The following is a 24,905-nucleotide window of genomic DNA, read 5'->3' on the forward strand; positions in this document are numbered from 1 at the left end:
GCGGCGGAGTCTACCAAATCGCCCCGGAGGCCGCGTGCAGGATCTGTGGAATTTCGCCCTCGAACTCTACGCCAGAGCAGGCGTGGAACAGGCCTGCCTGGAGTTGCAGGAAGCGGGTAACGACGTTTGCCTGCTGCTGACCGGCGCCTGGTTACAGCGGCGTGGTGTGCGCTGTCTGGATGAACGCCTGCAAGCGCTGCAGGCATTGGCCGGCCCCTGGCAACGCGAGGTAGTCACGCCCTTGCGTCAGACACGCCGCAACTGGCGTACGGCCGCAACCCAGGATGCAGCACTGACAGCCTTGCGCGAGCAGATCAAGACAGTAGAGCTGCAGGCCGAGCGGGTATTGCTCGGACGCTTGCAGGCGCTGGCCGAGAACTGGCCAGACGAGGCAGGCGACAACGATTGGCTGGTGCGCCTGGCTGAAGGGAGCAGCGCCGCGCTGCAGGTACTGCGCGGCGCCGTTGAGCCCCCTTAGGACGCGCTCGGAGTACCCGGTGCGGTGGCGCCATTGGTCGCCGCAGGAGCAGCAGGGGCTGCCGGAGCAACCGCTGCGGCGGCTGGCTTGGCCGCCGGAGCAACCGCTGCGGCGGCTGGCTTGGCCGCCGTTGGCTTGGCCGGAGCCTTCTTCGCCGGCGCCTTCGCAGCGACTGGCTTCTTCACTACAGCCGGCTTGCTGGCAGGTTTGCTCGCGGGTTTTGCAGGCGCAGCCTTGGCAGCCGGCTTAACAGCGGGCTTGGAGGCAGATTTACTGGCCGCTGCGGGCTTGACCGGTGCTTTTGCCGCAGCAGGCTTGGCGGCTGGCTTGGCTGCAGCGGGTTTGGCAGCAGCTTTCGGCGCAGCGGGTTTTGCCGCAACTGCCTTGCTGGCAGCTGGCTTGGCCGCAGGTTTGCTGGTTGCCACAGGCTTCGCTACTGGCTTGGCGACGGGTTTGCTCGCCGGTTTGGCGGCAGCTGGCTTGGCTGGAGCTGTCTTCACTGGTGCCTTCGCAGCAGCCGGCTTCTTCGCCGCGACCGTTTTGCTGGTCGGCTTGACGGCTGGGGCAGCGGCTTTCGCCTCACGCACATCCAGCGCCTTGCCGGCCGCTTCCTTAACTTTGCCAACACCCTGCGCCAGCTTCAGGCTTTCCTGAGCATCACGCTTGAGCTGGGCGATGTAGGTGCGGGTTTCGCTCTGACGAGCCTTGAGCGCATCGAGCAGCTCCTCCAGCTCGGCGACTGCATCCTTGGCCTTGCCTTGCGCCTTGGCCTTGCCGGCAACAGCGGCGTCCTGCAGTTTACTACGAGCCTTGTGCAGTTTTTCCTGAGCCTTGCCGCGCTGTTTCTCCAGCTTGGCAAGCAGCTTCTCGGCGTCGATAAGCGCTTGCGAGCAGGCATTTTCCAGGTGCTCGAGCAGGCTGGTAGACAGTTGGTGCAGCAGGTGCAGCGGGGTAGTGATGGACTTCTTCTTGGCCGACATGGCGCGCCTCCTGGCGGATGTGAACGCGACCATACTAGACGCAGCCGCGAGGGCTCGCCATAGGCCTTTTAGCCATGACAGCAAGGGCACTGCTCGCCTGGCATAATCGGCAGCATCTTGATCGGGAGACATCGTCATGAGCCGCGCCGTACTAGCCGCCCTCGCTATCTGTTGCAGCCTGGGCGTGCAGGCCGACCAGCACCAGCAGGATCTGGCCTACAGTCTCGGCGTGCGCCTTGGCGAGCGCCTGCACGACGAGGTGCCAGATCTGCCGCTGAGCGAGTTGCTCGAAGGCTTGCGCCAGGCCTACGAAGGCAAGCCTCTGCGACTCGACCCCAGCCGGATCGAGCAACTACTCGACGAGCACGAAGCGCGTATCGAAACCTCACCACAGCGCCACAGCAAGGCCATCGAGGCGCAGCAGCGTTTTCTCGCCGAGCAAGGTCGCCGCCCTAACGTGCAGGCACTGGCCAACGGCGTGCTGGTGACCGAGCTCAGCCCTGGCAGCGGTCCCACACCCACTGCTCGCAGCCGCGTGCAGGTAAGCTACCGAGGCGAACTGGCGGACGGCAGCGTCTTCGACGAGAGCAGCACACCGCAGTGGTTTCGTCTGGACAGTCTGATCGGCGGCTGGCGCAGCGCGCTGCTGCAAATGCCCAAAGGCGCTCACTGGCGCCTGGTGATTCCATCGGATCAGGCTTACGGGGAGGAAGGCGCGGGTGACCTGATACCACCCTATGCGCCACTGGTGTTCGATCTACGCTTGCTCGACGTGGCCGATTGAAGACCAGCCTGCCGGCCTGATACCGATCCGACAAGACGCGGCCCTGCGTAGGAGCCCCGCCCCGGGGCGAAGCTTTTCAAGTCCGTTCAATTGCGCGCCGCGCTGATTCGCAGCCGGGCGCGCGCCTACAAACTTGATGCGTCGACACTTAGCTGACTGGCATCAACCTGACGGCCCGGAGTGCTCCGGGCCATTGCCAGCACGAGCTCAGAGCGCTTCGGCGGCCTGTTCCTGATGCGCGTTGTGCAGCACTTCGATCAGGCAGTCTTCCAGTTCGAAGCGCTCGTGCAGCAACTGCCCCAGATGATTGAGCTCTGCCACCAGCGACGTGCTGTCGCGGCAATCGCCGTTGTCGCAGTGATCGTTGAAGGCCAGCGCGACCGCAGTAATGGCTTCGATGCGCGGGTAGATCTGCTTGGCCAGTTCCAGACCACGCTGATCATTGAAGGCCTTGGCCTCGTTGGTCAGCTGCTCGTAGACCTCGAAGTGACCAGCAGACACGTAGTCCACCAGCAACTCGCAAAACCCCTGCAGAGACTCACAGTTGATGGCTGGCGCCTGCGGCGCCTTGGTAAGGGCGCTGTAAGCCAGCACAAGTTCGCGGCGCTCACCCAGCCAACGATCAATCAACTGGTGAACCCCACCCCAACGTTCCTGTGCGTTCCGGCAACTCTCAAGCATGATGAACCTCGCTTCCCTTATCGATAATGCCTGTTATACGTCCGCTCCCGAGACGTTATTCTGTCAATCGGTGCTTGGCCTTGGGAAGGCAACCGCAAAATGGCATTTTTCCGGCGGTGCGTGCGAGCCAGATTATGCTCGTGGGCACCCACCATCAAGGCATCGCCGCGAGAAAGTTTCATACGAGCGTTTAATCCCGAAGCCACGACCCGCGCGGCTTTGTGCAATTCGCATTCTCAATTGCGACGCAACAGCTGGAACAGGCAAAACCCGAGCATGCCGATGAAACCGAGCAGACTCCATTCGGGGATGCTCATGCCGAACAGCGTCCAGTTGACCTCAGCACAGTCCGCCGTACCACGGAACACCTTGCTGACGATCTCCTGCAGAGGAAAAGCCTCGATCATGTACTCAAGACCCGGCAGACAAGCTTCGAGCTGGTCGGCTGGCACGCTCTGCAGCCAGATCTGCCGGCCGGCGGTAGCGGCACCAGCACCGGCAAACAGCAAGGCCAGCACGGCGTAGATGCGGCGGCCGAAAATACCGGGACCATGGATCGCTGCGATCAGGCAGACCACACCGAACAGAATCACGCAGATACGCTGTAACACGCACATCGGGCAGGGTTCCAGCCCGACGACATGTTCCAGATAAAGGGCAACCGCCATCAGCATTACGCAGCCGATGAATGCGAGGAAAAACAGGGGACGCGGGCTGGCCAAGTGCATGGTGGCTCCGGGAGGGAAATCGAGGGCAGTACGGTAGAGGAAAGCGAGGGCGCCTTTCAAGGCGCCCCATGAATCAGAGCAGGCTATTCATCATGCCCGAACGCCCCTCCGTCCGCACAGCGAGCCAGCTGTGGCAATCGGCCGCATCCGCTCAGACTGTCACGCCCTGCGGTTGCGGCAGCGGCGGCAAGCCCTGATGCAGCAGGCCGAGACTTTCCAGCAACAGCTGATTGCTGCGTTCCAACTCGCCCAGTTGCGCCAGCAGACGCGCCAGCTCTGCGCAGGTCTCCGGGTGGCGCTCGATTTTCAGACTGGTCTCGAAATAATCACGCGCCTTGCCCCACAACTGGTTCTGCAGGCACAGGCGGCCCAGGCTCAGCAACAAGGCAGGGTCCTGCGGATGCTGCTTGAGCCAGAGCTCGGCCGTTTGCAGCTGACGCGCTGGATCGGCGCCACGCAGCACACCGTAAAAACGGGCCAGACGGCTGTCGTAACCGCGCTTGAGCGCGCTACGTAGAACTTCTTCGGCTTCTTCCTGCGCCCCCAGTCGACGCAGTTGCTCGACATAGGTGGCGATCAGCTCAGGCTCCTGACGCAGCGGCGCGGAGAGTTGCTGCCAGGCTTGCGTCAGCGGCTGCAGTGCGGTTTCGCCATGGCCCTGACCAGCCAGGCCGGCATCGGCCAGGCGACCGCGCCAGGTCTCGCGCTCCAACTCATCGAGTTCTGCTGCAGGCAACGCCTTTTCCTTGCGCAACTCGGGCAGCAAGCCGAGCAGCGCCGACCAGTCCTGGCGCTGCAGATACAGGCGCTGCAGCTGACGCAGCACCAGATGGTGCCCCGGGTGACGCTCACGCATGACCTGCAGGGTTTGCAGCGCCGCATCACTGTCGCCACGGTTGCGTTGCAGCTCGGCGTGGGTCAGAGCGATCGCCAATTCGGCCTGCGGTTGCTTGTTCAGTGCGCGTTCGAGCAATGCGTCGCTCTGCTCGTGATCGCCAAGCTTGCTGGCGGCCCGAGCAGCGCCAAGGTAGTACATCAATGGCTGACTGTCGGCTTCGGCGGCACGGGTCAGCTGGCGCTGGGCCCGCGCCCAGCGACCTTCGGCCAGATCGAGCATGCCCTGCTCGGAAGCCAGGCGCACACGGCGGTTGCGATGCAGGCGCGACCAGGGGTTGGCCAGCCGCGTCGAACTGAGCAACAAACGCAACATCCACTTGATCAGGTAGTACAGCACCACCACGACCACCAGCAAGCCAAGGAACGCCCACAGGCCGGACTGGTAGCGAAAGCCCTTGTAGGCGAACAGCACATAACCGCGATCAGCCTCGATGGCCAAACTGAGCAGATACAGCCCGGCGGCGACGGCCAGCAATAACAGAAGCCAGATCAGGCGTCTCATTGCGCCTCCTCGGCCGCAGCGGCCCCCTGCCGGCGTTGCGCCTGTTTGCGTTGCAGGTAGGCCTGCAATGCACCGAGCGACTCGCTCAGGTCCGGCACCGTGACCTCGATACTGGCGTCGGCCAGCTCGCTGAACCGCTGGCGCAGCGCACGGCTGTCCGGGTTGTCCAAGTTGAAGTGGGCGTCGAGGATTTCCTCGGCCTGCTTCAGCGACTGCTTGTACACACCGGTCTGACCATGCAGCGCAGCCCATTGCGCCTGTTCCAACGCCAGCGACAGACTCAGGCGAACCTGCGACAGGCTTTGCCCAGACAGCAACGGACGCACGTTGCGATCGGCGTCGAACTCGATGCGGAAGTAGTCGGAAAGCTTCTTCACCCACTCACTCCACCAGGCACTGCCGCCGCCTTCGGCTGCCAGATCGGAGAGCACGTCGCCCTGCCCTTCGAAGGTCGGCGCCAGGGGATTGAGCGTTGCCGCCTGCTCACGCAGGGCACCCAGCTGCAGGAACAGACCGACACGATCCGGGCGCGCCGTGGTACGCAGGGCTTCGAGACTATGGCTGAGCTGCTCGCGCGCAGCGAAGGCGGCGGGGTCGTCCTGCTCGCGGAGAATTTCATCGGCGGCCAGCACCAGCGCTTCGGCGCTGGCGACATCCTGCAGCGCGGACAATCTCAAGGTGGCCAATCGCAGTAGGTGTTCAGCCTCATCCAGGCGCCAATCCTGGCGACTGCCATCGAGCACGCTTTCCAGGCGCTGACTCATGCGCTGCTGATCGTTCTGCAAGTTAGCCAGCAGACGACGGCGCTCGTCCAACTCGGCCGCACTGGGCAGGGCGGACAGGCGCGAATCGAGGCGCTGAGCCAATTCGTCCACTTTCTTCGCGCTATCGTCGCGGGTACGCTGCAGGTCTTCGGCCTGCTGCTGGTCCCGGCTCTGCATTTCATGCAATTGCCAGAGGCTCCAGCCGCCGGCACCTGCACCTGCCAGACCAATCAGCAGGGCGAACGCGGCAAGGCCGCTACCACCGCTGCGCGATGCCTTCACCGGTGGCGGTGTGGGTGTGGGTTTCACGGCTTCGTTGGCCGGTTTTTCTTCTGGCGTGTTCGGGGTGGATGCTTCGCTCACGTATCCGTCCTTTTAGAGGGCGGCAGCCGGAAACTGCTCCAAAGCTGCCTGCAAGGCCGCGGCACTGGCGCCGCGACAGTCCACAACGATCTGTGCACCCGCAACGTGAGCCTGCTCGGCGACACGCGGGCTGGGTACGAACAAGGGTAGCCGAGCCAACGCCGGCCAGTCATCGCCGGCTAGCTGCAGCAGATGCTCGAAACCCTGCCCACTGCTGACAACCAGGCCATTCAGGCGTTCCGCTCGCACCTGTCGGCTCAGCTCGCCCGGCGCATAATGCGGCAGCACACGGCGATACAGTGGCAGATAGTCGACCGTCACGCCTTGGCCGCGCAAGCGCTCAGCGAGTAATTCTCGGCCACCCTCGCCACGCAGGATCAGCACGCGCGGCATAGATGTCGCGGCGATGGCCTGCTGCAGCGCAGGCAGAGCGAGCAACGCTTCGCTGTCATCGCCCGAGTCTGGAAAATGCACGCACAAGCCTTGCTCGGCGAGTACCGCAGCGGTAGCGGCGCCGACACTGAACCAAGGTAGATCGGGTGTCGGGGCCCCAAGTTGTGCCAGGCGCTGCAGGCCAATCCGGGCTGCCGGCTTACTGACCACGATCACCGCGCAGTAGCGCTGCAACTCGGCAAAGGTGCTGCGCTGCTCGGGTGTCTCGTCCAGCGTCTCGATAGCCAGCAGCGGCATGCAGTGGCTTGCGATCCCCTGCGCGGCCAGGGTCTGCGCCAGCGCCGCACAGTCCTCGGCAGGACGGGTCAGCAACAGGCGCCAAGTGCTCAAGGGTGACCGGCCTCGCCGTATACAGCCTGGAGAATGGCATCGGCCCCTTGCGCCAAGAGCGCCTCGGCAACACGTACACCCAGGGCTTCGGCATCGCTACTGGCGGCGCGATCTTCGGCGCGCAGCAAAAGGCCACCGTCAGGCTGGCCGACCAGGCCGCGCAGCCACAGCTGATCATCTTCGAGCAGGGCATAGCAGGCGATGGGCACCTGGCAGCCGCCGTTGAGATGCTTGTTCAGCGCGCGCTCAGCGGTGACACGTAGCGCGGTTTCACGGTGATGCAGCGGCACCAGCAAGGCATGCACGTCGCTGTCGGTACTGCGGCACTCGATGCCCACCGCGCCCTGGCCACCGGCAGGCAGGCTGTCCTCGGCGCTGATCGAACTGCGGATACGATCCTCGAACCCCAGGCGGATCAAGCCGGCAGCGGCGAGGATGATCGCGTCGTACTCGCCGGCATCGAGCTTGGCCAGGCGGGTATTGACGTTGCCACGCAGGAACTGGATTTTCAGGTCAGGCCGACGCGCCAACAATTGGGCCTGACGACGCAAACTGGAGGTGCCGACCACGCTGCCGGGCGGCAGCGCATCGAGGCTGGCATAGGTGTTGGAGACGAAGGCGTCGCGCGGATCTTCACGCTCGCAGATGCAGTACAGGCCCAGTCCTTCGGGAAAATCCATCGGCACGTCCTTCATCGAGTGCACGGCAATGTCGGCTTCGTTTTCCAGCAGTGCGGTTTCCAGCTCCTTGACGAACAGGCCCTTGCCACCAATCTTCGCCAGCGGCGCGTCGAGCAGTTTGTCGCCGCGACTCACCATGGGCACCAGACTGACCTTCAGGCCGGGATGAGCCTGTTCCAGGCGGGCTTTGACATGTTCGGCCTGCCACAGGGCCAGGGCGCTCTTACGGGTGGCGATGCGAATTTCGCGGGACATGGGCAATTCCAGTAAACCGATTGCCGCGAATCATAACAGGCTCGCCCGACGCCGGCTGAAGGAGGCGGCCATAGGCCGCAGCCGGCGCCCCTCTATAGAGCCTGCATCAGTTTACGTACACCAGCGACATGGCGGCGGCTGACCACCAGCGAATCGCCGTCCAGACCTTTGAGGAACAGTTGAAAGTGTCCAAGCGGGGTGCGCTGCAGGCGCTCAATACGCTCGCGCGCCACCAGCGCATTGCGGTGAATGCGCACGAAACGGTCACCGAACTCGTCTTCCAGCGCCTTCAACGGCTCATCCAGCAGGACTTCGCCGCCTTCGTGGCGCAGGGTGACGTATTTGTGGTCGGCGATGAAGTAGACCACGTGATCCAGTGGAATCAGCTCGATGCCCTTGCGAGTGCGCGCGCTTATGTGGGTACGCGGGCCTCCGCCAGTCTCCGCTGCAGGACGAGTCAGGGCGGCCAGCTGCACACGATTGGGCCGCTCGGCCTTTTTCAGCGCTTCGCTCAGACTCTCAGGGCGCACAGGCTTGACCAGATAGCCCACCGCGCTGACCTGGAAGGCTTCCAGGGCGAATTCATCATGGGCCGTGCAAAAGATCACAGCCGGCGGAGCTTCGCGCTCACACAATTTGGCAGCGACCTGCAGGCCGTCGAGGCCAGGCATGCGGATATCCAGCAGGACCACATCCGGCTTGAGGCTATCAATCAGGGTCAGGGCTTCCTCGCCGTTGCTCGCGGCGGGCTCCAGGACCCGGTAACCCTCGAGCTCACCGACCATGCGGCTCAGGCGCTCGCGGGCAAGGGGTTCGTCATCGACGATCAGGACATTCATATTGCTCTGGCTTCCTGCGTGAGTCTCGCACAAGGATAGCGTAGACAGCTGTAATGACGGCCGTCACGGCGCTCCACGCTGAGACTCGCGCGCGGCCCAAAAAGTGCCGCCAGGCGCGCATCGATATTACTCAGCGCTTGGTGCGTTCCCCGTGACGGGTGCTGCTCGCCCCGCTCTTCATACGGATTGCTGACACACAAGCTGAACACACCTTCCTGGTAATCCGCTTCGACCCGCACCAGGCCACCTTCGATAAGCGGCGCGATGCCATAGATCAGCGCATTCTCCAACAGAGGCTGCAGGGTCAGCTGGGGAATCGGCAGATCCTCCGGCACACCTTCTACCTCCCACTGCAACTGTAGTCGCTCGCCGAGCCGATAGTGCTCAATCGACAGATATCGTTTCGCCAGCTCCAGTTCCTCCTTCCACGGCACCAGCGTGCCAGGTTTGGCCAGGCTGGCGCGAAACAGATCTGACAGGTCCAGCACCGCCTGCTCCGCCTTGTAAGGATCGAGCGTGACCAGACTGGCGATGCTGTTGAGGCTATTGAACAGAAAGTGCGGTCGAATCCGCGCCTGCAACGATTCGATCCGCGCACGCAGCTCGGCCTGTTCCTGCCGACGCCATTGGCTCTGCAGATAGAAATAGCGTAGCAGCAGTGCGGACATGATCAGGCTGATCAACGCATGACGCAGATAAAGATTTACTTCTCCATTGCGCGGTAGCGGCCCGCCCAGCTCGTAATAGTCGGCCACAGCCGTACAACTCAGGGTCAGCACCACCACCAGCGCACAGCACAGGCCGCCAGCCAGCGCCGGCCGCAGGCGCGCCAGCAAGGGCCGCAATCGACACAGCACGGCAGCCGACAGCAGCACGATCCACTGCACGAACAGTGACGTCAGGGCCAGGCGTACCCAGTCGAAAACCGGCGTCATCGGCTCGGCGAGCACCAGCACCAGCACCAGCAACTCGGCAAGCAGCACCATGCTCAGCAGCGCTTCTGGCTGGCACAGCTCCGGGACGAAGAAGTCGTCAATAGCGGCGTTGTATTTTTTCTTGGCAGAGGATTGTGTGTGCATCGACGCAGTTTCCTTGTCGCCTTGTGAGCCGGCAAGCCAGGCGGCACCAGCCGGACAAAATAAAGCACTGAAATGCCGCCTTCCGGACAAAATTGTGAAGCAGCCGACACCGCCATCGAACGCCCAACGGCGAACGTGGCCCGGCGAAACCCCTGCGGACCCTGTTATTATCGACGCACTTTGTCCGCCATGCTGGCCGCCGATGCGGCTTGCCCGATCCCGAGCCCAAATCATGAGCAGCGAAAAAACCAACCAATCCTGGGGCGGCCGCTTCAGCGAGCCAGTCGACGCCTTCGTCGCCCGTTTCACCGCCTCGGTCGAATTCGACAAGCGCCTGTATCGCCACGACATCATGGGCTCCATTGCCCACGCCAGCATGCTGGCCAAGGTCGGCGTACTCTCCGATGCCGAGCGGGACGCCATCATTGATGGGCTCATGCAGATCCAGGGCGAGATCGAAGCAGGCCAGTTCGACTGGCGCGTCGACCTGGAAGACGTGCACATGAACATCGAGGCACGCCTGACCGACCGTATCGGTGTCACTGGCAAGAAACTGCACACTGGTCGTTCGCGCAACGACCAGGTGGCAACCGATATCCGTCTGTGGCTGCGTGACGAAATCGACCTGATCCTGGCCGAGATCAACCGTCTGCAGCAGGGCCTGCTGGGCTTGGCCGAAGCCGAAGCGGACACCATCATGCCGGGTTTCACCCATCTGCAGACTGCGCAGCCGGTGACCTTCGGTCATCACCTGCTGGCCTGGTTCGAGATGCTCAGCCGCGATTACGAGCGCCTGGTCGACTGCCGCAAGCGCACCAACCGCATGCCGCTGGGCTCGGCGGCGCTGGCCGGCACCACCTACCCGATCCAGCGTGAAATCACTGCACAATTGCTCGGTTTCGATGCCGTTGGCGGCAACTCCCTGGACGGCGTATCGGATCGCGACTTCGCCATCGAATTCTGTGCAGCCGCTTCGCTGGCGATGATGCACCTGTCGCGCTTCTCCGAAGAACTGGTGCTGTGGACCAGCGCCCAGTTCCAGTTCATCGACCTGCCCGATCGTTTCTGCACAGGCAGCTCGATCATGCCGCAGAAGAAGAACCCGGACGTGCCCGAACTGGTGCGCGGCAAGACCGGCCGCGTGTTCGGCGCCCTGACCGGCCTGCTGACCCTAATGAAAGGCCAGCCGCTGGCCTACAACAAGGACAATCAGGAAGACAAGGAACCGCTGTTCGACGCCGCCGACACCCTGCGCGACAGCCTGCGCGCCTTCGCCGACATGGTCCCGGCGATCAAGCCCAAGCGCGAAATCATGCGTGAAGCCGCGCTGCGCGGCTTCTCCACCGCCACTGATCTGGCCGATTACCTGGTGCGCAAGGGCCTGCCCTTCCGCGACTGCCATGAGATCGTTGGTCATGCTGTGAAGTACGGCGTCGACAGCGGCAAGGACCTGGCCGAAATGAGCCTGGACGAGCTGCGCCAGTTCAGCGACCAGATCGAGCAGGACGTGTTCGCCGTGCTGACTCTGGAAGGCTCGGTGAATGCCCGCAACCACATCGGCGGCACCGCGCCAAATCAGGTGCGTGCAGCGGTGGTGCGCGGTCGCGAACTGCTGGCCAGCCGCTAAGCGCGGCTCGGCGAGAAACGGGAAAAGGAGTTCCCATGCCTGACTTACTGCTGCGCGGCTTGGCGCTACTGGCCGAGATCGCGCTTGAGGTCATCGTCGGCTACGTCTTCTACACGACCGGCTGGCTGGCGCTGCGACTGCTGACATTAGGGCGCTACCCGCGCCTGCCGCTGCGCGTGACTGACCCGATGGGTTCACACAGCGCCTGGGTCGCAACGTTCGGCTTCCTCTGCCTGGTTGGCCTGCCCCTGACGTGGCTGACCGTCACTTACAGCTGAACGCTGCCACGAGACATTTCCATGCCCATAGACATCCGCCCCGCCACTCCCGATGACGCCGAGCTGATCCTGCGCTTCATCACCGACCTGGCCATCTACGAAAAGGCCGAGCACGAGGTGAAGACCGACGCAGCCGGCATCCGCGACAGCCTGTTCGCCGAAAGCAGCACCGCCCACGGCCTGATCTGCGAGAACGACGGCCAGCCCATCGGCTATGCGGTGTATTTCTTCAACTACTCCACCTGGCTGGGCAAGCACGGCCTTTATCTGGAGGACCTCTACGTCAGCCCCGAGGCTCGCGGGCTGGGCGCCGGCAAGGCGCTGCTGCGCCACCTGGCACAACTGGCCGTGGAAAGAGGCTGCGGCCGCTTCGAGTGGTCGGTGCTGGACTGGAACACCCCGGCCATCGACTTCTACGAGTCCTTCGGCGCCCGCCCGCAGAGTGAATGGACGACCTATCGCCTGGCCGGCCAGGCCTTGCTGGACTTCGCCGCAGGCTGAGCAAGCCAGCGCCTGGCCGGGGCAACACCTCTGGCCTAAGGTAATTACACCTCCACCTGCCCTGGACCATCATGCGCACACTCCTTGCACTGCTCAGCTTTATCGCCCCGGCACTGACGGCAGCGACACCAGTCACCATTCCCGTCAACGCATCCTGGCACATGCAGCTCGATGGCAAACTGCAAACACCTAATCGTCTGGTCTATGACATCGACCTGTACGACACGCCCACGCAAACCATCACCAATCTCAAGGCGGGCGGCCGTATCGTTATCTGCTATTTCAGCGCGGGCACCTGGGAGGATTGGCGCAGCGACGCTCAGGCTTACCCCACGGCGGCGCTGGGCAAAGCATTGCCTGATTGGCCTGGCGAGCGCTGGCTCGACTATCGCCGTGACGATGTACGCCAACTGCTCGGCAAACGTCTGGACCTGGCCGTCGACAAGGGCTGCGACGCTGTCGATCCCGACAACGTGGACGGCTACAGCAATGACAATGGCCTGAGCCTGACGGAAGCCGAGCAAATAGACTTCAATCGTTGGCTGGCCAGTGAGGCACACCGCCGCGACCTGAGCATCGGCCTGAAGAATGCCGTGGAACTGCTGCCTGAGCTTGGCGACTACTTCGACTTTGCCATCAACGAGAGCTGCTATCGCTACAACGAATGCGAGGGTTACAGTCACATGCGCAGCCAGGGCAAACCAATCTTCATCGCCGAATACCGCACCCTCAATACGAATCTTTGCAGTCGAGCCGCTAACTCCGGCTTTCGTCTGCAATTCTTCAAAGTCAGCCTGAAGGGCGTCGGCGTACCCTGCGACTGAGCCTGCGTCAGAACACGAGAGGAACCATGAGCCAAAACAACGAGCAAGAAGACGAAGACTTCGCCGAAGCCACCCTGATTCAGGCCATCGAAAACCAGCTGGAAAGCGGTGAGCCCGCCGCCGCCAAGGCGGTTTACAACAAGCTGACGCTGGTCGGTTACGAGCGTGAGGAGATCCTCGAGCTGATGGCGCTGGTCCTGGCTCACGAAGTCGACGCCATGCTGCGCGAAGACCGCCCCTTCGATGGCGCCTGGTATGAGCAGGCTTTGCGCGCACTGCCAGAGCTGCCGGAGGAAAACTGAGCAAGGATTGATCCAGGCCAATAGCCGGACTGGCAAGCAGATTGCTACTGTCAGTGCCAACCCCGGCCAGGAAGGTACTGTCTGCGATGGCCTGTCAGTCGACTCAAGCGCTTGCTCTGCTTGTCTTCACGCTCTGCTTGAGCGGCGCCTGCATTGCTCGCGCCGAAACGCCGCGTATTGGTGCCGAGGATGACTGGTACCCCTACACCGCTCTGCGCAATGGCAGGATCGAGGGCATGTCGGCAGACATCGTCCGCGCAGCGTTCAGTGCCAGCGAAACGTCCGTCGAGCTGGCGCACTACCCCTATTCGCGCTGCATGGAACTGGCGCGCTCAGGCAGCCTGGCAGGCTGCTTCAACACCACGCCTGACGCGCACATCCGCGCGGAGTTCCTGTTACCGCAGGAGGTGTTGTTCAGCGACGACATTCTGCTCTGGGGCCATGCGGGGGATGCGGCAATAGATGATCTGGACGCCGTCCGCGGCAAACGCGTGGCAGTCACCATCGGTTATACCTACGGCGAGTACTTCGACAGCTATGCGGATATCCAGCGCATTGCGGTGCGGCGCGATATCAATGGCTTTCGCATGCTGCAACGCGACCGCGTGGACTACGTCATCGCCTTTCGAGGCACTACCGACGCACTGCTGCGCGAGAACCCCGATTTGGTCGGCCAATTCAAGGCGCTGACCAGGGTACATCGCCCGCCACTCTATCTGACGTTCTCGCGCCAGCATCCGCAGGCTGCTGCCTTGCTGCGAGACTTCGACGCCGGCATGCGGCGCATCAGGCATGATGGCACCTACCAGCAAATTCTCACCAACTGGCAGCTCAGCGATGGGCAGAGCTCGGTACATGGCTCTACACTGCAAGAGCGCCATAACGACAAGACGGAGTCACCATGAAGTCATTCACCGCTGACCTGATCGACGAGCTGGAAATCCTCGCCCTGTACAACCTGGACAATCATCAGGAGGGGCTAAAGGTGCATAACAACGCTTCATTCAAGGCGCAAGGCGCCATTACCCGTCTTCACGAAAAAGGCCTGGTGAGCCAAGCCGACGGCGGCTACCTGACCAGCCTGGGCATCGATGCCGCCGAGCATGCACAGGCGCTGCTGACCATTCTATCGACCCGCCAGACCACCTCCGCTTGATCCAAGCCGCCCGCTGGCCGCCCTTCAGGGAAAGGCGCGGCGGGCGATATAGCGTCAAAGGCACTGCACTGGCGAGCCCACCGCTGATAGGCTTGCCGCATCTGCAGTAGAGTTCGAGCATGACGCGCACGCAGGAAATACGCCCCGATATCGATGACGGCATCGACCGCAAGGTGCTGACGCAACTGCGCGCGCGCTTTCTGCAGATCAATCAGGGTCGCCTGCAGCGGGCCATGGAAGCGCTGTCCACGCGGCAACAACTGGTCCTCAAGCTGTTGCCGCTGCTACTGCACGTCAATCATCCACTGCTGCCCGGCTATGTCTCGGCCAGCACGCCGGCCGGTCTCAGCGGCTTCGAGCCGGATGATGTCAGCCTCGCTGAAGTCCAGCGGCTGACCCGTTCCTTCGTTTATAAGCCGCGCCGTGGCCAGGGCGCGGCGCCATTGCATGGGCTGTTTCTGATGGGCAGCCTGGGCACCGTGGCACAGGCCGAACAGAGCGATATGGACCTGTGGCTATGCCATTCGCCCAACCTCACGGCGCAGGAACTGCAGGACCTGCGCAAGAAGTGCGATCAGCTGGAAAGCTGGGCCGCCACCCAGGGCGCCGAGGTGCATGTCTTTCTGGTTGACCCGCAGCGCTTCACCCAGGGTGCGCGCGAGGCGCAACTGACCTCAGACGACTGCGGTACCACGCAGCACTATCTGCTGCTCGACGAGTTCTACCGCACAGCCATCTGGCTCGGCGGTCGTACGCCGCTCTGGTGGCTGGTGCCGGTCTACGAGGAAACGCGCTACCACGACTACTGCCGCACCCTGCTGAGCAAACGCTTCGTACGTGCCGAGGACGTACTCGACCTCGGCAACCTGGCGCATATTCCACCGGAAGAGTTCATCGGCGCCGGCATGTGGCAGCTGTACAAGGGCATCGAGTCGCCCTACAAATCGGTACTCAAACTTTTGCTCACCGAGGTCTACGCCAGCGAGCATCCAAAGGTCGAGTGCCTGGCGCTGCGTTTCAAGCGGGCGGTGTTCGAAGGCCGCCTGGACCTCGACGAACTCGACCCCTACATCGTCGTCTACCGTCGCCTGGAAGAGTATCTGAGCGCGCGTGGCGATCAGGAAAGGCTGGAGCTTATTCGCCGCTGCCTGTACCTGAAGGTGAACAAGAAGGTCAGCCGTCCACCGACACGCGGCCGCGCAAAAAGCTGGCAACGCCTGCTGCTCGAGCGCCTGACGGCGGAATGGGGCTGGCAGAGCCGCCAGCTCAACGTGCTCGACAGTCGCAGCCAGTGGAAGGTGCGCCAGGTCGCCGCCGAGCGCCGCGTGCTGGTCAACGAGCTGACCTACAGCTACCGCTTTCTCTCGCAGTTCGCCCGCAGTGCCGAGACTGGCAGTTCGTTGAACAACCGTGACCTCAACGTACTGGGCCGGCGCCTGTATGCAGCCTTCGAGCGCAAGGCCGGTAAGGTGGAGTACATCAACCCCGGCATCGCCCCGGACCTGGCCGAAGACACACTGACCCTGGTCCAGCACCCCAGCCCCGAGGCGCCCAACGAATACCAGTGGGCGCTGTTCAACGGCAGCCTGGGCGCCCAGGAGTGGAGCGACTTTGCACCGCTCAAGCGCTCGCGCGAACTGATCGAACTGCTCGCCTGGTGCCATCGCAACGGCGTGATCGACAGCAGCACGCGTCTGTCGCTACATCCGGGCGCCAGCGACCTGACCGATTTCGAACTGTCCAACCTGATCGCCAGTCTGCAGCAAAGCTTCCCCTTGCCGCAGCCCAGCGTCGAAGAAGCCGCCCTGTTGCGCGCCAGCGTTCCCAGCCAGGTGCTGTTGCTGGTCAATGTCGGGGTAGACCCGCTCAGGCAGCACAGCCAGATGAATGTACACATGACCACCGGGCGCACCGATGCGCTGGGCTATTCAGGGGTACGCGAGAACCTGGTGCTGACCCTCGATCAGGTGGTGCTCAACAGCTGGAACGAACTGCAGGTCAGCCGCCATGACGGCACCGACGCTCTGCTCGACTGCCTGCGCGACCTGCTCAACAGCTTGCCGATCGGCGGCCCGCAACCCCAGGTACAGGTGCGCTGCTACTGCCGTAACCGTGCGCAACCGATCGCAGAACGCGTCGACGAACTGCTGCGCGACCTGCTCAATACCTATGCCGAAGGTCGCCAGTCACGCTATCTGGTGCAGGTACGCCAGCATTACCACGTGTTGCAGCTGACACCCGGCCAGGTCAGTCACGCTGCGCTGGGTGATCTGCCGGCACTGCTGGAGCACCTCGGCGCCGAGCAGGAGCTTTACAGTCCCCTGCATCTTGACCGCCATGCCCTCGATGGCGACGACCTCGCACTGATTCTGCCCATGGGCCGCCCGCAGTGCATACAGGTGTTCTACCGCCTGCACGAAACCAGCGGCGAAGCGGAGCTGACCCTGCTCGATGAACGCAACGCGCTCTGGCGTCGGCGCCTGCCATTTCGTGATGAGCAGAGCCTCCTGACACCGATCCATCGTTTCCTGCAGTCATTGCTGTATCGGCGCAATGCCATGCTGCCGCTGGATGGCACCGACAACGAGCCGCACCTGGAAATTCTCTACTACCAACTGCTACCAGCGGCACCATTACGCGCTCAGCGCCTCGAGCGCAGACCGGCGCCCGAGGCGCAGGTCAGCCATCCGTTCTACGATGTGCAGGCCATCGTCGAGCCAGGCGACGGTCGCCAGCGCCACGTCACCCTGTACTGCAACCATCGCGAGTTTTCCGAGCTGGAGTACGGCCGCGAGCTGTATCGCGCCGTGGCGCAACACATCCTCTCCCAGCGTGCCGGCGGCGAGCGCTATCCCTGCTACATCACCGACCTGGATCTGTCCGCCCTGCTGGCCGGACAACAGGCACAGACCGTGCACTACCTGCGCTACAAGAGCGAACTGGAGAATGCACTGAACGCGGCGCTGCAGCAGGCCTAGTATCGCGACATGGATGTTCTGCAGCTGTCCGCGGGGAACCACGCAGGAGGGGCAAACCCGCGATTGGTGCACTGGTCCAACAGCGGGTTCCTGTGAAAAGGCGCAAAGCTGCGCCCTCAAGGCTTAGCGGTCGTATTCGCCGGCTGCTTCCGGCTGATACTCGACGGCCAGCAGGGTCAGCTTGAGCTGCTTGCCGCCCGGCGCGGGCCAGTCGATGTGCTGACCGACGGACAGACCGAGCAAGGCGCTGCCGACTGGCGCGAGGATGCTGACCTTACCTTCGCCGCCAGCATCCTGCGGATAAACCAGGGTCAGGTGATAGTCCTTGCCGCTGCTCTCCTCGCGGCAGTGCACGCGCGAGTTCATGGTCACCACACCGGCCGGCACCTCGTCGTGCCCCACCACGTCGGCACGATCCAGCTCAGCCTGCAGCGCTGCTGCGCCAGGGCCGAGCTCGTCCAGGCTGTCGAGCAGGCGCTCCAGACGCTGCAGATCGAGGCGAGTAATGGTGATGGTCGTTGTGCTGTTCATGATGCCGGGCGGACTCCTTGCGTAAACCATAAAAAAGCAAAACCCCGCCCGAAACAGGCCGAGTGAAAGCGTAGCGAGCAAAGGTCAGGCAAAGCGAAAAAAGGCGAAAAAGCGCAGTTTACTTGGGGTAAATGAGCATTTTGAGCCGTTTTTTAACGCCGCATGGCCGAGCGCAGTAGCTTTCACGCGGTCTGGAAGGCGGGGTTGAGCTGAATGTTCTGCCGACCCTAACACAGCCGGACAAATAAACAAGACTGCGTGGTCAGTGCCTCTGCTGGCGTTCGCGCAACCGCTGCTCGGCGGCCTGGCAGATCAAGCGCCGCCGCGCGTTATCGGCTGCGCCCCAGTCGAGAATCTCCTGCAGGGTACGACCGCAACCGATGCACTGCTCATGCTCGTCGAGGCAACACTGGCGCCGACACGGCGAATCCAGCGGCTTGTGCGCGAGGTCAGAGCTCATCGAACTCCAGCTCGGCGCCCGACTGCTCGAGAGTGATGCGCACCAGCATTTCACCCAGCTGTTCGTCGCTGGTATCGCAGATCCAGCGGCCATCGGCCTCGTCGTAATCGAAGTGGAAACCACCGGAGCGCGCCGCCAGCCACAGCTGACGAATCGGTTCCTGGCGGCTGAAGATCAGCTGACTGCCATTGTCGAAACGTACCGTCAGCACACCGGCGCTGTTTTCCAGATCGACGTCCAGACCACTGTCGTCGAAGATGTCCTCCACCGCTTGCTGGGTGGCATCGACCAGGTCGTGAAAGCGGGCTTCGCTCAGGCTCATCGGGGTGTCCTCACAAGGTGCAGCGACTGCAGAAAAATTAGACGAAAACGCAAGACCAGAGTAGCGGCCTAGGCGCAAAGGTGGCGACGGTACTCGCCCGGACTCGTTCCCGTCCAGCGACGAAATGCGCGCGCCAACGAACCCGACTCACTGAAGCCGACCAGAAAGGCAATTTCTGCCAGCTCCAGCGCGGGGTCACGCAGGTAGTGCAACACCAGTTGCTGGCGGGTTTCATCGACCAACTGGCTGAACGACAGCCCGCCCTCACGCAAGCGCCGCTGCAGGGTCCTGGGGCTCAGCGCCAGGGTAGCGGCAATGGCCTCCAGATCAGGCCCCTGCTCCGGCAACTGGCGCGCCAGCTCCAGGCGAGCCTGATCGAGCACGCTGTTGCCCTGATTGAGTTCGGCCAACAGGCGATCAGCGTAGGCATCGAACATGCCACGCACCTGAGCATCGGCCTGGTTCAGCGGCACCGCGAGCAAACGTTTGGGAAAGATCAGGGCATTGTCGGGTTGATCGAACAGCACCGGGCAGCGAAAGATGCGCGCGTGTTCAGAGGTATCGGCCGGCGCCGGATGCTGGAAGCGCACCTCGGTCGGCGCGATGTTCAGACCGCTGATCCAGCGTCCGAAACTGACCCAGCCGGCCAGGGTTTCCTCACTCAGCTGGCGCTGCTGCTGCGCCAGCAACGGCTGCCAGCTGTGGGCGACCAGTGGCTCGCTGTCGGGCCGAGCGGGCTCGTCGTCGAGCACGACCTGCCCCAGATTGCCAACCAGCGAGGCATAGCGCGCCTGGCGGTGCAGCGCGTCGGCCAGGGTTGCGCAGCTCATGATCAGGTAACCGAGCACGCCGTAATAACCCGGCCGTACCGATTCCCCCAGATGCAGGCCCAGATCCGGGTCGCCGGTCAGGCGCACGCCTTCGCCCAGCAGCGTCAGGTAAGCACTGGCCGCGATGCGTTGATCGCGCTGGCTCAGAGCTTCAGGGCCGAGCTGGGCATGGGCAAGCAATGCCTCGGGGGCGACCCCATGGCGCTGCAGGTGTTCGACCAGGCCTTGCAGGTAGGCCACAGAGACCGAGCCGGCCAGAATCGCAGGATTGTCCATCGGGGCTCCTCGTTACTCGCTGCATGCTAACCCAAGCCGGTACGAATGCCTCCGGTGGACGCACGCAAATCGAGCCGGCGCCCCGCCAGGCGGGCGCCGGGCGCATAGGCAAGGTGGCAGGGGGTCGGTATACTCCGGCGCAATTCACGCTTATTTCAAGGACTGCCCCATGAAGCGACTGACCCTCGCGCTCCTCGCCGCCGTTTGCCTGCTGGCCGGCTGCGGTCAGAAAGGCCCGCTGTACCTGCCGGGCGACGACAACGCCGGCAACAGCCGAGACCGTTTCGAACTCTGACAGGAGCTGCACCATGGAAGCCTTCAACTACCGCGACGGCGAGCTGTTCGCGGAAGGCGTTGCCTTGTCTGCGCTGGCGCAGCGCTTCGGCACGCCCACCTATGTCTATTCCCGCGCCCATATCGAGGGGCAGTATCGCGCCTATGCCGATGCCCTGGCCGGCATGCCGCACCTGGTCTGCTTCGCAGTCAAGGCCAACTCCAACATCGGTGTGTTGAACGTGCTGGCGCGCCTCGGTGCCGGCTTCGACATCGTTTCCAGCGGTGAGCTGGAGCGCGTGCTGGCCGCCGGCGGCGAGCCGAGCCGCATCGTCTTCTCCGGCGTTGGCAAGAGCCGCGACGACATGCGCCGCGCGCTGGAAGTCGGCGTGCACTGTTTCAACGTCGAATCCAGCGTCGAACTGGAGCGCCTGCAGAAGGTCGCCGCCGAGCTGGGCGTCAAGGCTCCCGTCTCGCTGCGCGTCAACCCGGACGTGGACGCCGGTACCCATCCGTACATTTCCACCGGCCTCAAGGAAAACAAGTTCGGCATCGACATCGAGCAGGCGGAAGCGGTCTACGCCCGCGCCGCCGAACTGCCGAACCTGGAAGTGATCGGCGTCGATTGCCATATCGGCTCGCAGCTGACCACCCTCGAGCCCTTCCTCGATGCCCTGGATCGCCTGTTGCTGCTGATCGACAAGCTGGCCGCGCGCGGCATCACCATCAAGCATCTGGATCTCGGCGGCGGCCTCGGCGTGCAGTACCGCGACGAGCAACCGCCGCTGGCTGGCGACTACATCGCCGCCGTGCGCAAGCGCCTGCAAGGCCGTGACCTGGGCCTGGTATTCGAGCCGGGCCGCTTCATCGTCGCCAACGCCGGCGTGCTGCTGACTCAGGTTGAGTACCTCAAGCACACTGAGCACAAGGACTTCGCCATCGTCGATGCGGCGATGAACGACCTGATCCGCCCCGCCCTGTATCAGGCGTGGATGGAGGTGTCGCCGGTGCAGCCGCGTGAAGGCGAGGCACGCAGTTACGATCTGGTCGGGCCGATCTGCGAGACGGGTGACTTCCTGGCCAAGGATCGCCAACTGGTGCTGGCCGAAGGCGATCTGCTTGCCGTGCGCTCGGCCGGTGCCTACGGCTTCGTCATGAGCTCCAACTACAACACCCGCGGCCGCGCCGCCGAGGTGCTGGTAGATGGCGAGCAGGCTTACGAGGTGCGTCGTCGCGAGACCGTCCAAGAGCTCTATGCCGGCGAAAGCCTGCTGCCGGCCTGAGGGCGACGTCATGCTATTGCGCTTTACCAAGATGCACGGCCTGGGCAATGACTTCATGGTCCTCGACCTGATCAGTCAGCACGCCCACGTGCAACCCAAACATGCCAAACAATGGGGCGACCGCCACATCGGTGTCGGCTTCGACCAACTGCTGATCGTCGAGCCGCCGAGCCACCCGGATGTCGACTTCCGTTACCGCATCTTCAATTCCGACGGTTCGGAAGTGGAGCAGTGCGGCAACGGCGCGCGCTGCTTCGCCCGCTTCGTACTGGACAAGCGCCTGACCACCAAGAAGGTCATTCGCGTCGAGACCAAGAGCGGCATCATCGAGCTGCGCGTGCAGAACGACGGCCAGGTCTGCGTCAACATGGGCGCGCCGCGCCTGGAGCCGGCACAGGTGCCATTCCAGGCCGAGCAGGCGGCGCTGACCTATCGCGTCGATGTCGAGGGCCAGAGCGTCGAGCTGGCTGCACTGTCTATGGGCAACCCGCATGCCGTGCTGCGCGTCGATGACGTCGACAGCGCACCCGTGCATGAGCTGGGCCCGAAGCTGGAACACCATCCGCGCTTCCCGCAGCGGGTCAATGTCGGCTTCCTGCAGATACAGGATCGCAAACGTGCACGCCTGCGCGTGTGGGAGCGTGGTGCCGGCGAAACTCTGGCCTGCGGCACCGGCGCCTGCGCGGCGGCCGTCACGGCAATTCGCCAGGGCTGGATGGATTCGCCCGTGCAACTGGAACTGCCAGGCGGCAAACTGTCCATCGAATGGGCAGGCGAAGGTCAGCCGGTTATGATGACCGGGCCCGCTGCCCGCGTATACGAAGGACAGGTTCGCCTATGACCGACCAGCAGGATTCGCCCAAACCGCTCGATTCGGAAACGGTCGCGGCCTATTTGCGACTGCACCCGGAGTTCTTCATCGACCACGAAGAACTGATTCCCGAGTTGCGCATTCCGCACCAGCCCGGCAACGCCGTGTCGCTGGTCGAACGCCAGGTCAAACTGCTGCGCGAGCGCAACATCGAGATGCGCCATCGCCTCGGCCAACTGATGGACGTGGCGCGCGACAACGACCGCCTGTTCGACAAGACCCGTCGCCTCGTGCTCGACTTGCTCGATGCCGGCAGCCTCGAAGAAGTGGTCGGCGTGGTCGAAGACAGCCTGCGCCATGAATTCCAGGTGCCCTTCGTCGGCCTGATTCTGTTCAGCGACAACAAGCTCCCGGTCGGTCGCTCGGTCAGCTCGGCCGAAGCGCACCAGCAGGTTGGCGGCCTGCTCAGCGGCGGCAAGACCATCTGCGGCGTATTGCGCCCGCACGAGCTGGAATTTCTTTTCGGCAAGGAAGACGCGGCGCAAGTCGGCTCCGCCGCTGTGGTCAGTCTCAATCATCAGGGCCTGCATGGCATTCTCGCCATCGGCAGCGCTGATCCGCAGCACTACAAGAGTTCGCTCGGCACCCTGTTCCTCGGCTATATCGCCGAAGTACTGGCACGCGTCGTGCCCGGCTTCTCCACACCGCTGCGTTCGGTACGCTAGGTCGTGTAGGGTGGATGACGCGAAGCTCATCCACCTTCGGCCCGTTCGGAACCCGACACGTGACACTTGAAGCCCACCTCGACGCCTACCTCGAACACCTGCGCCGAGAACGCCAGGTATCGCCGCATACCCTCGATGGCTATCGCCGCGACCTGGCCAAACTGGTGGCGCTGTGCGAAGCGGAGGGCCTGAGCGACTGGACCGAGCTGGATACACGCACCCTGCGCCGCCTGGTCGCCCGCCTGCATCAGCAGGGCCTGGCAAGCCGCAGCCTGGCCCGCCTGCTCTCGGCCACCCGCGGCCTGTATCAATATCTGTTGCGTGAAGGCCTGTGCCGTCACGATCCGGCGACCGGCCTGAGCCCTCCGAAGCGTGAGCGCCGCCTGCCGCGCACGCTGGATGCCGACCGCAGCGCGCAGTTGCTCGACGGCGCAGTCGAGGACGACTTCATCGCCCGCCGCGATCAGGCCATGCTTGAGCTGTTCTATTCCTCCGGGCTGCGCCTGTCCGAGCTGGTCGGGCTCGATCTCGACGGTCTGGACCTGCCAGCCGGCCTGGTGCGCGTACGCGGCAAGGGCAACAAGGTGCGCGAGCTGCCGGTCGGCAGCATGGCGCGACAGGCGCTGGAGCAGTGGCTTGCGCTGCGCAAGCAGGCCAACCCCAGCGATGGCGCGGTATTCATCAGCCAACAGGGCCGTCGCCTGGGGCCTCGCGCCGTGCAACTGCGCGTGCGCCAGGCCGGCGTGCGCGAGCTGGGCCAACACCTGCATCCCCACATGCTGCGCCATAGTTTCGCCAGTCATATGCTGGAGTCTTCGCAGGATCTGCGCGCGGTGCAGGAGTTGCTTGGTCACGCCGATATCGCCACCACGCAGATCTATACCCACCTGGACTTCCAGCACCTGGCCAACGTCTACGACCAGGCCCATCCACGTGCCAAGCGCAAAGGCGGTTCCGAATGAGCATTGAACTGATCACCTTCGACCTCGACGACACCCTGTGGGACGTCACCCCGGTGATGCAGGATGCCGAAGCCGCCCTGCGCAATTGGCTGGCCCTGCATGCACCGCGCCTGGGCGCGGTGCCGGTCGAGCATCTATGGGCGGTACGCAGCCGTCTGCTCGACGCCGACCCGATGCTCAAGCATCGCCTCAGCGAGCTGCGCCGGCGCATTCTGTTTCACGCCTTGGAGGACGCCGGCTACCCGCACAGCGAAGCGCAGACGCTGGCCGAAGCGGGATTCCAGATTTTTCTCAGCGCCCGCCATCAGGTCGAACTGTTCACCGAGGTACACCCGACGCTGGAGGCCTTGGCCGAGCGCTTCATGCTCGGCGTGATCACCAATGGCAATGCCGACATTCGTCGCCTGGGCCTGTCGGATTACTTCCAGTTCGCCTTGTGCGCAGAAGAACTGGGCATCGGCAAACCTGACCCGAAACCCTTCCGTGAAGCGCTCAGCCGCGCAGGTGGCGTAGCGGCCGAGCGCGCCGTGCACATCGGCGATCACCCCAGCGACGACATTGCCGGCGCTCAGGCCGCCGGCATGCGCGCGATCTGGTTCAACCCGCAAGGACGAGCCTGGGAAGGCGAAACCACGCCGGACGCGCAGATCGCCAGCCTGGCCGAGCTACCGACGCTGCTCTACAGCTGGTCGTAGGAGCCCCGCCTCGGGGCGAAAGAGGATTTCTCGTCACCCGAAATCCACTGCCATTCGCCGCAGGAGATGCCCACGGATTTGATTCGGGCTACGACGGGTTTTTATGCGATAGACATCGGTGCGCATGGCGCACCCTACGCCTGGCCGTACCCTCTACGTAGAGAGCACTTTTGCGCACTAGCCCCGAATGGACGGTTACATGGATACGGTGGGCAACAAAAAACCCGCCACATGGGCGGGTTCTCGCAGCGAGCCGTC

29 protein-coding genes are annotated in these 24,905 nt (G+C 63.5%); 16 read left to right on the forward strand and 13 right to left on the reverse strand.

All coding sequences use genetic code 11. The features are described 5' to 3' along the window. Nucleotides 1-34: 34 nt before the first annotated feature. A complete protein-coding gene (locus tag H3221_RS20060) occupies nucleotides 35-478 on the forward strand; it encodes a TIGR02444 family protein (RefSeq protein ID WP_196475142.1) in 444 nt (147 codons plus the stop codon). Here H3221_RS20060 and H3221_RS20065 read toward each other — a convergent pair. Beyond that, on the reverse strand, nucleotides 475-1,458 hold the full coding sequence (locus tag H3221_RS20065; RefSeq protein WP_196475141.1) for an AlgP family protein: 984 nt from the start codon (nucleotides 1,456-1,458) through the stop codon (nucleotides 475-477). The two genes, H3221_RS20060 and H3221_RS20065, sit on opposite strands and share 4 nt — an antisense overlap. A 136-nt stretch (nucleotides 1,459-1,594) precedes the next feature. Between H3221_RS20065 and H3221_RS20070 the strand changes: the two genes are divergently transcribed. Continuing rightward, entirely contained in the window at nucleotides 1,595-2,242 is a 648-nt protein-coding gene (locus tag H3221_RS20070; protein ID WP_196475140.1) for an FKBP-type peptidyl-prolyl cis-trans isomerase, read from the forward strand. 207 nt (nucleotides 2,243-2,449) lie between these two features. On the opposite strand, the gene H3221_RS20075 is transcribed toward H3221_RS20070, so the two are convergent. The 8 genes from H3221_RS20075 to H3221_RS20110 all read right to left on the reverse strand — a co-directional run bounded on the left by H3221_RS20075 (nucleotide 2,450) and on the right by H3221_RS20110 (nucleotide 9,813). Further along, nucleotides 2,450-2,923, reverse strand: a complete 474-nt coding sequence (locus H3221_RS20075; protein WP_074677857.1) for an Rsd/AlgQ family anti-sigma factor — start codon at nucleotides 2,921-2,923, stop codon at nucleotides 2,450-2,452. A gap of 236 nt (nucleotides 2,924-3,159) precedes the next feature. Continuing rightward, on the reverse strand, nucleotides 3,160-3,651 hold the full coding sequence (locus H3221_RS20080) for a disulfide bond formation protein B (protein ID WP_074677856.1): 492 nt from the start codon (nucleotides 3,649-3,651) through the stop codon (nucleotides 3,160-3,162). A gap of 151 nt (nucleotides 3,652-3,802) precedes the next feature. Continuing rightward, nucleotides 3,803-5,050, reverse strand: a complete 1,248-nt coding sequence (locus H3221_RS20085) for a heme biosynthesis HemY N-terminal domain-containing protein (RefSeq protein WP_074677854.1) — start codon at nucleotides 5,048-5,050, stop codon at nucleotides 3,803-3,805. Further along, nucleotides 5,047-6,177 carry a uroporphyrinogen-III C-methyltransferase gene (locus tag H3221_RS20090; protein ID WP_196475139.1) on the reverse strand — a complete coding sequence of 377 codons (1,131 nt, stop codon included), beginning with the start codon at nucleotides 6,175-6,177 and terminating at the stop codon, nucleotides 5,047-5,049. The genes H3221_RS20085 and H3221_RS20090 overlap by 4 nt, the downstream gene beginning before the upstream one ends. Before the next feature lie 12 nt (nucleotides 6,178-6,189). Then, nucleotides 6,190-6,960, reverse strand: a complete 771-nt coding sequence (locus tag H3221_RS20095) for a uroporphyrinogen-III synthase (RefSeq protein WP_074677850.1) — start codon at nucleotides 6,958-6,960, stop codon at nucleotides 6,190-6,192. Then, on the reverse strand, nucleotides 6,957-7,895 hold the full coding sequence (gene hemC, locus H3221_RS20100) for a hydroxymethylbilane synthase (protein WP_196475138.1): 939 nt from the start codon (nucleotides 7,893-7,895) through the stop codon (nucleotides 6,957-6,959). The genes H3221_RS20095 and hemC overlap by 4 nt, the downstream gene beginning before the upstream one ends. A gap of 92 nt (nucleotides 7,896-7,987) precedes the next feature. Beyond that, nucleotides 7,988-8,734, reverse strand: a complete 747-nt coding sequence (locus H3221_RS20105) for a LytR/AlgR family response regulator transcription factor (protein WP_074677846.1) — start codon at nucleotides 8,732-8,734, stop codon at nucleotides 7,988-7,990. Then, nucleotides 8,731-9,813 (reverse strand): sensor histidine kinase, encoded by a 1,083-nt coding sequence (locus tag H3221_RS20110; protein ID WP_074677844.1) that lies wholly within the window; start codon nucleotides 9,811-9,813, stop codon nucleotides 8,731-8,733. Before H3221_RS20110 ends, H3221_RS20105 begins: the two co-directional genes overlap by 4 nt. 232 nt (nucleotides 9,814-10,045) lie before the next feature. Here H3221_RS20110 and argH point away from each other — a divergent pair, with 232 nt between their 5' ends. From argH to H3221_RS20150, 8 genes are all read left to right on the forward strand, one after another. Beyond that, complete coding sequence (argH, locus tag H3221_RS20115) at nucleotides 10,046-11,440, forward strand: argininosuccinate lyase (RefSeq protein ID WP_196475137.1); 1,395 nt, start codon at nucleotides 10,046-10,048, stop codon at nucleotides 11,438-11,440. A 35-nt stretch (nucleotides 11,441-11,475) separates the two neighbouring features. Further along, nucleotides 11,476-11,718 carry a hypothetical protein gene (locus H3221_RS20120; RefSeq protein ID WP_196475136.1) on the forward strand — a complete coding sequence of 81 codons (243 nt, stop codon included), beginning with the start codon at nucleotides 11,476-11,478 and terminating at the stop codon, nucleotides 11,716-11,718. A 21-nt stretch (nucleotides 11,719-11,739) separates the two neighbouring features. Continuing rightward, nucleotides 11,740-12,219: a GNAT family N-acetyltransferase gene (locus tag H3221_RS20125; protein WP_196475135.1), complete on the forward strand. Its 480-nt coding sequence runs from the start codon at nucleotides 11,740-11,742 to the stop codon at nucleotides 12,217-12,219. 71 nt (nucleotides 12,220-12,290) lie between these two features. Next, a complete protein-coding gene (locus tag H3221_RS20130) occupies nucleotides 12,291-13,043 on the forward strand; it encodes an endo alpha-1,4 polygalactosaminidase (RefSeq protein WP_224490699.1) in 753 nt (250 codons plus the stop codon). Between the two features lie 26 nt (nucleotides 13,044-13,069). Beyond that, nucleotides 13,070-13,345, forward strand: coding sequence for a hypothetical protein (locus tag H3221_RS20135; RefSeq protein WP_017678311.1), 276 nt, complete (start codon nucleotides 13,070-13,072; stop codon nucleotides 13,343-13,345). 86 nt (nucleotides 13,346-13,431) lie between these two features. Next, nucleotides 13,432-14,250: a substrate-binding periplasmic protein gene (locus H3221_RS20140; protein ID WP_224490701.1), complete on the forward strand. Its 819-nt coding sequence runs from the start codon at nucleotides 13,432-13,434 to the stop codon at nucleotides 14,248-14,250. Next, on the forward strand, nucleotides 14,247-14,501 hold the full coding sequence (locus tag H3221_RS20145; RefSeq protein ID WP_021487644.1) for a TIGR02647 family protein: 255 nt from the start codon (nucleotides 14,247-14,249) through the stop codon (nucleotides 14,499-14,501). The genes H3221_RS20140 and H3221_RS20145 overlap by 4 nt, the downstream gene beginning before the upstream one ends. A gap of 119 nt (nucleotides 14,502-14,620) precedes the next feature. Continuing rightward, a complete protein-coding gene (locus H3221_RS20150) occupies nucleotides 14,621-17,479 on the forward strand; it encodes a class I adenylate cyclase (RefSeq protein WP_196475134.1) in 2,859 nt (952 codons plus the stop codon). A 123-nt stretch (nucleotides 17,480-17,602) separates the two neighbouring features. Here the strand turns inward: H3221_RS20150 and rnk are convergent, their stop codons facing one another. From rnk to H3221_RS20170, 4 genes are all read right to left on the reverse strand, one after another. Further along, nucleotides 17,603-18,010 (reverse strand): nucleoside diphosphate kinase regulator, encoded by a 408-nt coding sequence (rnk, locus tag H3221_RS20155; protein ID WP_196475133.1) that lies wholly within the window; start codon nucleotides 18,008-18,010, stop codon nucleotides 17,603-17,605. A 262-nt stretch (nucleotides 18,011-18,272) separates the two neighbouring features. Continuing rightward, nucleotides 18,273-18,470, reverse strand: a complete 198-nt coding sequence (locus H3221_RS20160; RefSeq protein WP_196475132.1) for a DUF1289 domain-containing protein — start codon at nucleotides 18,468-18,470, stop codon at nucleotides 18,273-18,275. Beyond that, nucleotides 18,460-18,792: an iron donor protein CyaY gene (gene cyaY / locus H3221_RS20165; RefSeq protein ID WP_017678304.1), complete on the reverse strand. Its 333-nt coding sequence runs from the start codon at nucleotides 18,790-18,792 to the stop codon at nucleotides 18,460-18,462. The genes H3221_RS20160 and cyaY overlap by 11 nt, the downstream gene beginning before the upstream one ends. A 68-nt stretch (nucleotides 18,793-18,860) precedes the next feature. Beyond that, nucleotides 18,861-19,898, reverse strand: a complete 1,038-nt coding sequence (locus H3221_RS20170; RefSeq protein ID WP_196475131.1) for an AraC family transcriptional regulator — start codon at nucleotides 19,896-19,898, stop codon at nucleotides 18,861-18,863. A gap of 169 nt (nucleotides 19,899-20,067) precedes the next feature. Between H3221_RS20170 and lptM the strand changes: the two genes are divergently transcribed. Genes lptM through H3221_RS20200 form a run of 6 tightly spaced genes read left to right on the forward strand, consistent with a single transcriptional unit; the run spans nucleotide 20,068 to nucleotide 24,647 of the window. Beyond that, nucleotides 20,068-20,193 (forward strand): LPS translocon maturation chaperone LptM, encoded by a 126-nt coding sequence (gene lptM, locus H3221_RS20175; protein ID WP_017361215.1) that lies wholly within the window; start codon nucleotides 20,068-20,070, stop codon nucleotides 20,191-20,193. A gap of 13 nt (nucleotides 20,194-20,206) precedes the next feature. Next, nucleotides 20,207-21,454 carry a diaminopimelate decarboxylase gene (lysA, locus tag H3221_RS20180; RefSeq protein ID WP_196475130.1) on the forward strand — a complete coding sequence of 416 codons (1,248 nt, stop codon included), beginning with the start codon at nucleotides 20,207-20,209 and terminating at the stop codon, nucleotides 21,452-21,454. Between the two features lie 10 nt (nucleotides 21,455-21,464). Beyond that, on the forward strand, nucleotides 21,465-22,295 hold the full coding sequence (dapF, locus tag H3221_RS20185) for a diaminopimelate epimerase (RefSeq protein ID WP_192983960.1): 831 nt from the start codon (nucleotides 21,465-21,467) through the stop codon (nucleotides 22,293-22,295). Beyond that, the gene (locus tag H3221_RS20190; protein WP_017678301.1) at nucleotides 22,292-22,990 is read left to right on the forward strand and encodes a DUF484 family protein; all 699 of its coding nucleotides are present in this window, start codon (nucleotides 22,292-22,294) and stop codon (nucleotides 22,988-22,990) included. Before dapF ends, H3221_RS20190 begins: the two co-directional genes overlap by 4 nt. 14 nt (nucleotides 22,991-23,004) lie before the next feature. Next, on the forward strand, nucleotides 23,005-23,952 hold the full coding sequence (xerC, locus tag H3221_RS20195) for a tyrosine recombinase XerC (protein ID WP_196475129.1): 948 nt from the start codon (nucleotides 23,005-23,007) through the stop codon (nucleotides 23,950-23,952). After that, the gene (locus tag H3221_RS20200) at nucleotides 23,949-24,647 is read left to right on the forward strand and encodes an HAD family hydrolase (RefSeq protein WP_196475128.1); all 699 of its coding nucleotides are present in this window, start codon (nucleotides 23,949-23,951) and stop codon (nucleotides 24,645-24,647) included. Before xerC ends, H3221_RS20200 begins: the two co-directional genes overlap by 4 nt. The last annotated feature ends 258 nt before the right edge of the window (nucleotides 24,648-24,905 follow it).

Origin of the sequence: Pseudomonas chaetocerotis (assembly GCF_015712105.2) — a bacterium.
Lineage (GTDB): Bacteria > Pseudomonadota > Gammaproteobacteria > Pseudomonadales > Pseudomonadaceae > Aquipseudomonas > Aquipseudomonas chaetocerotis.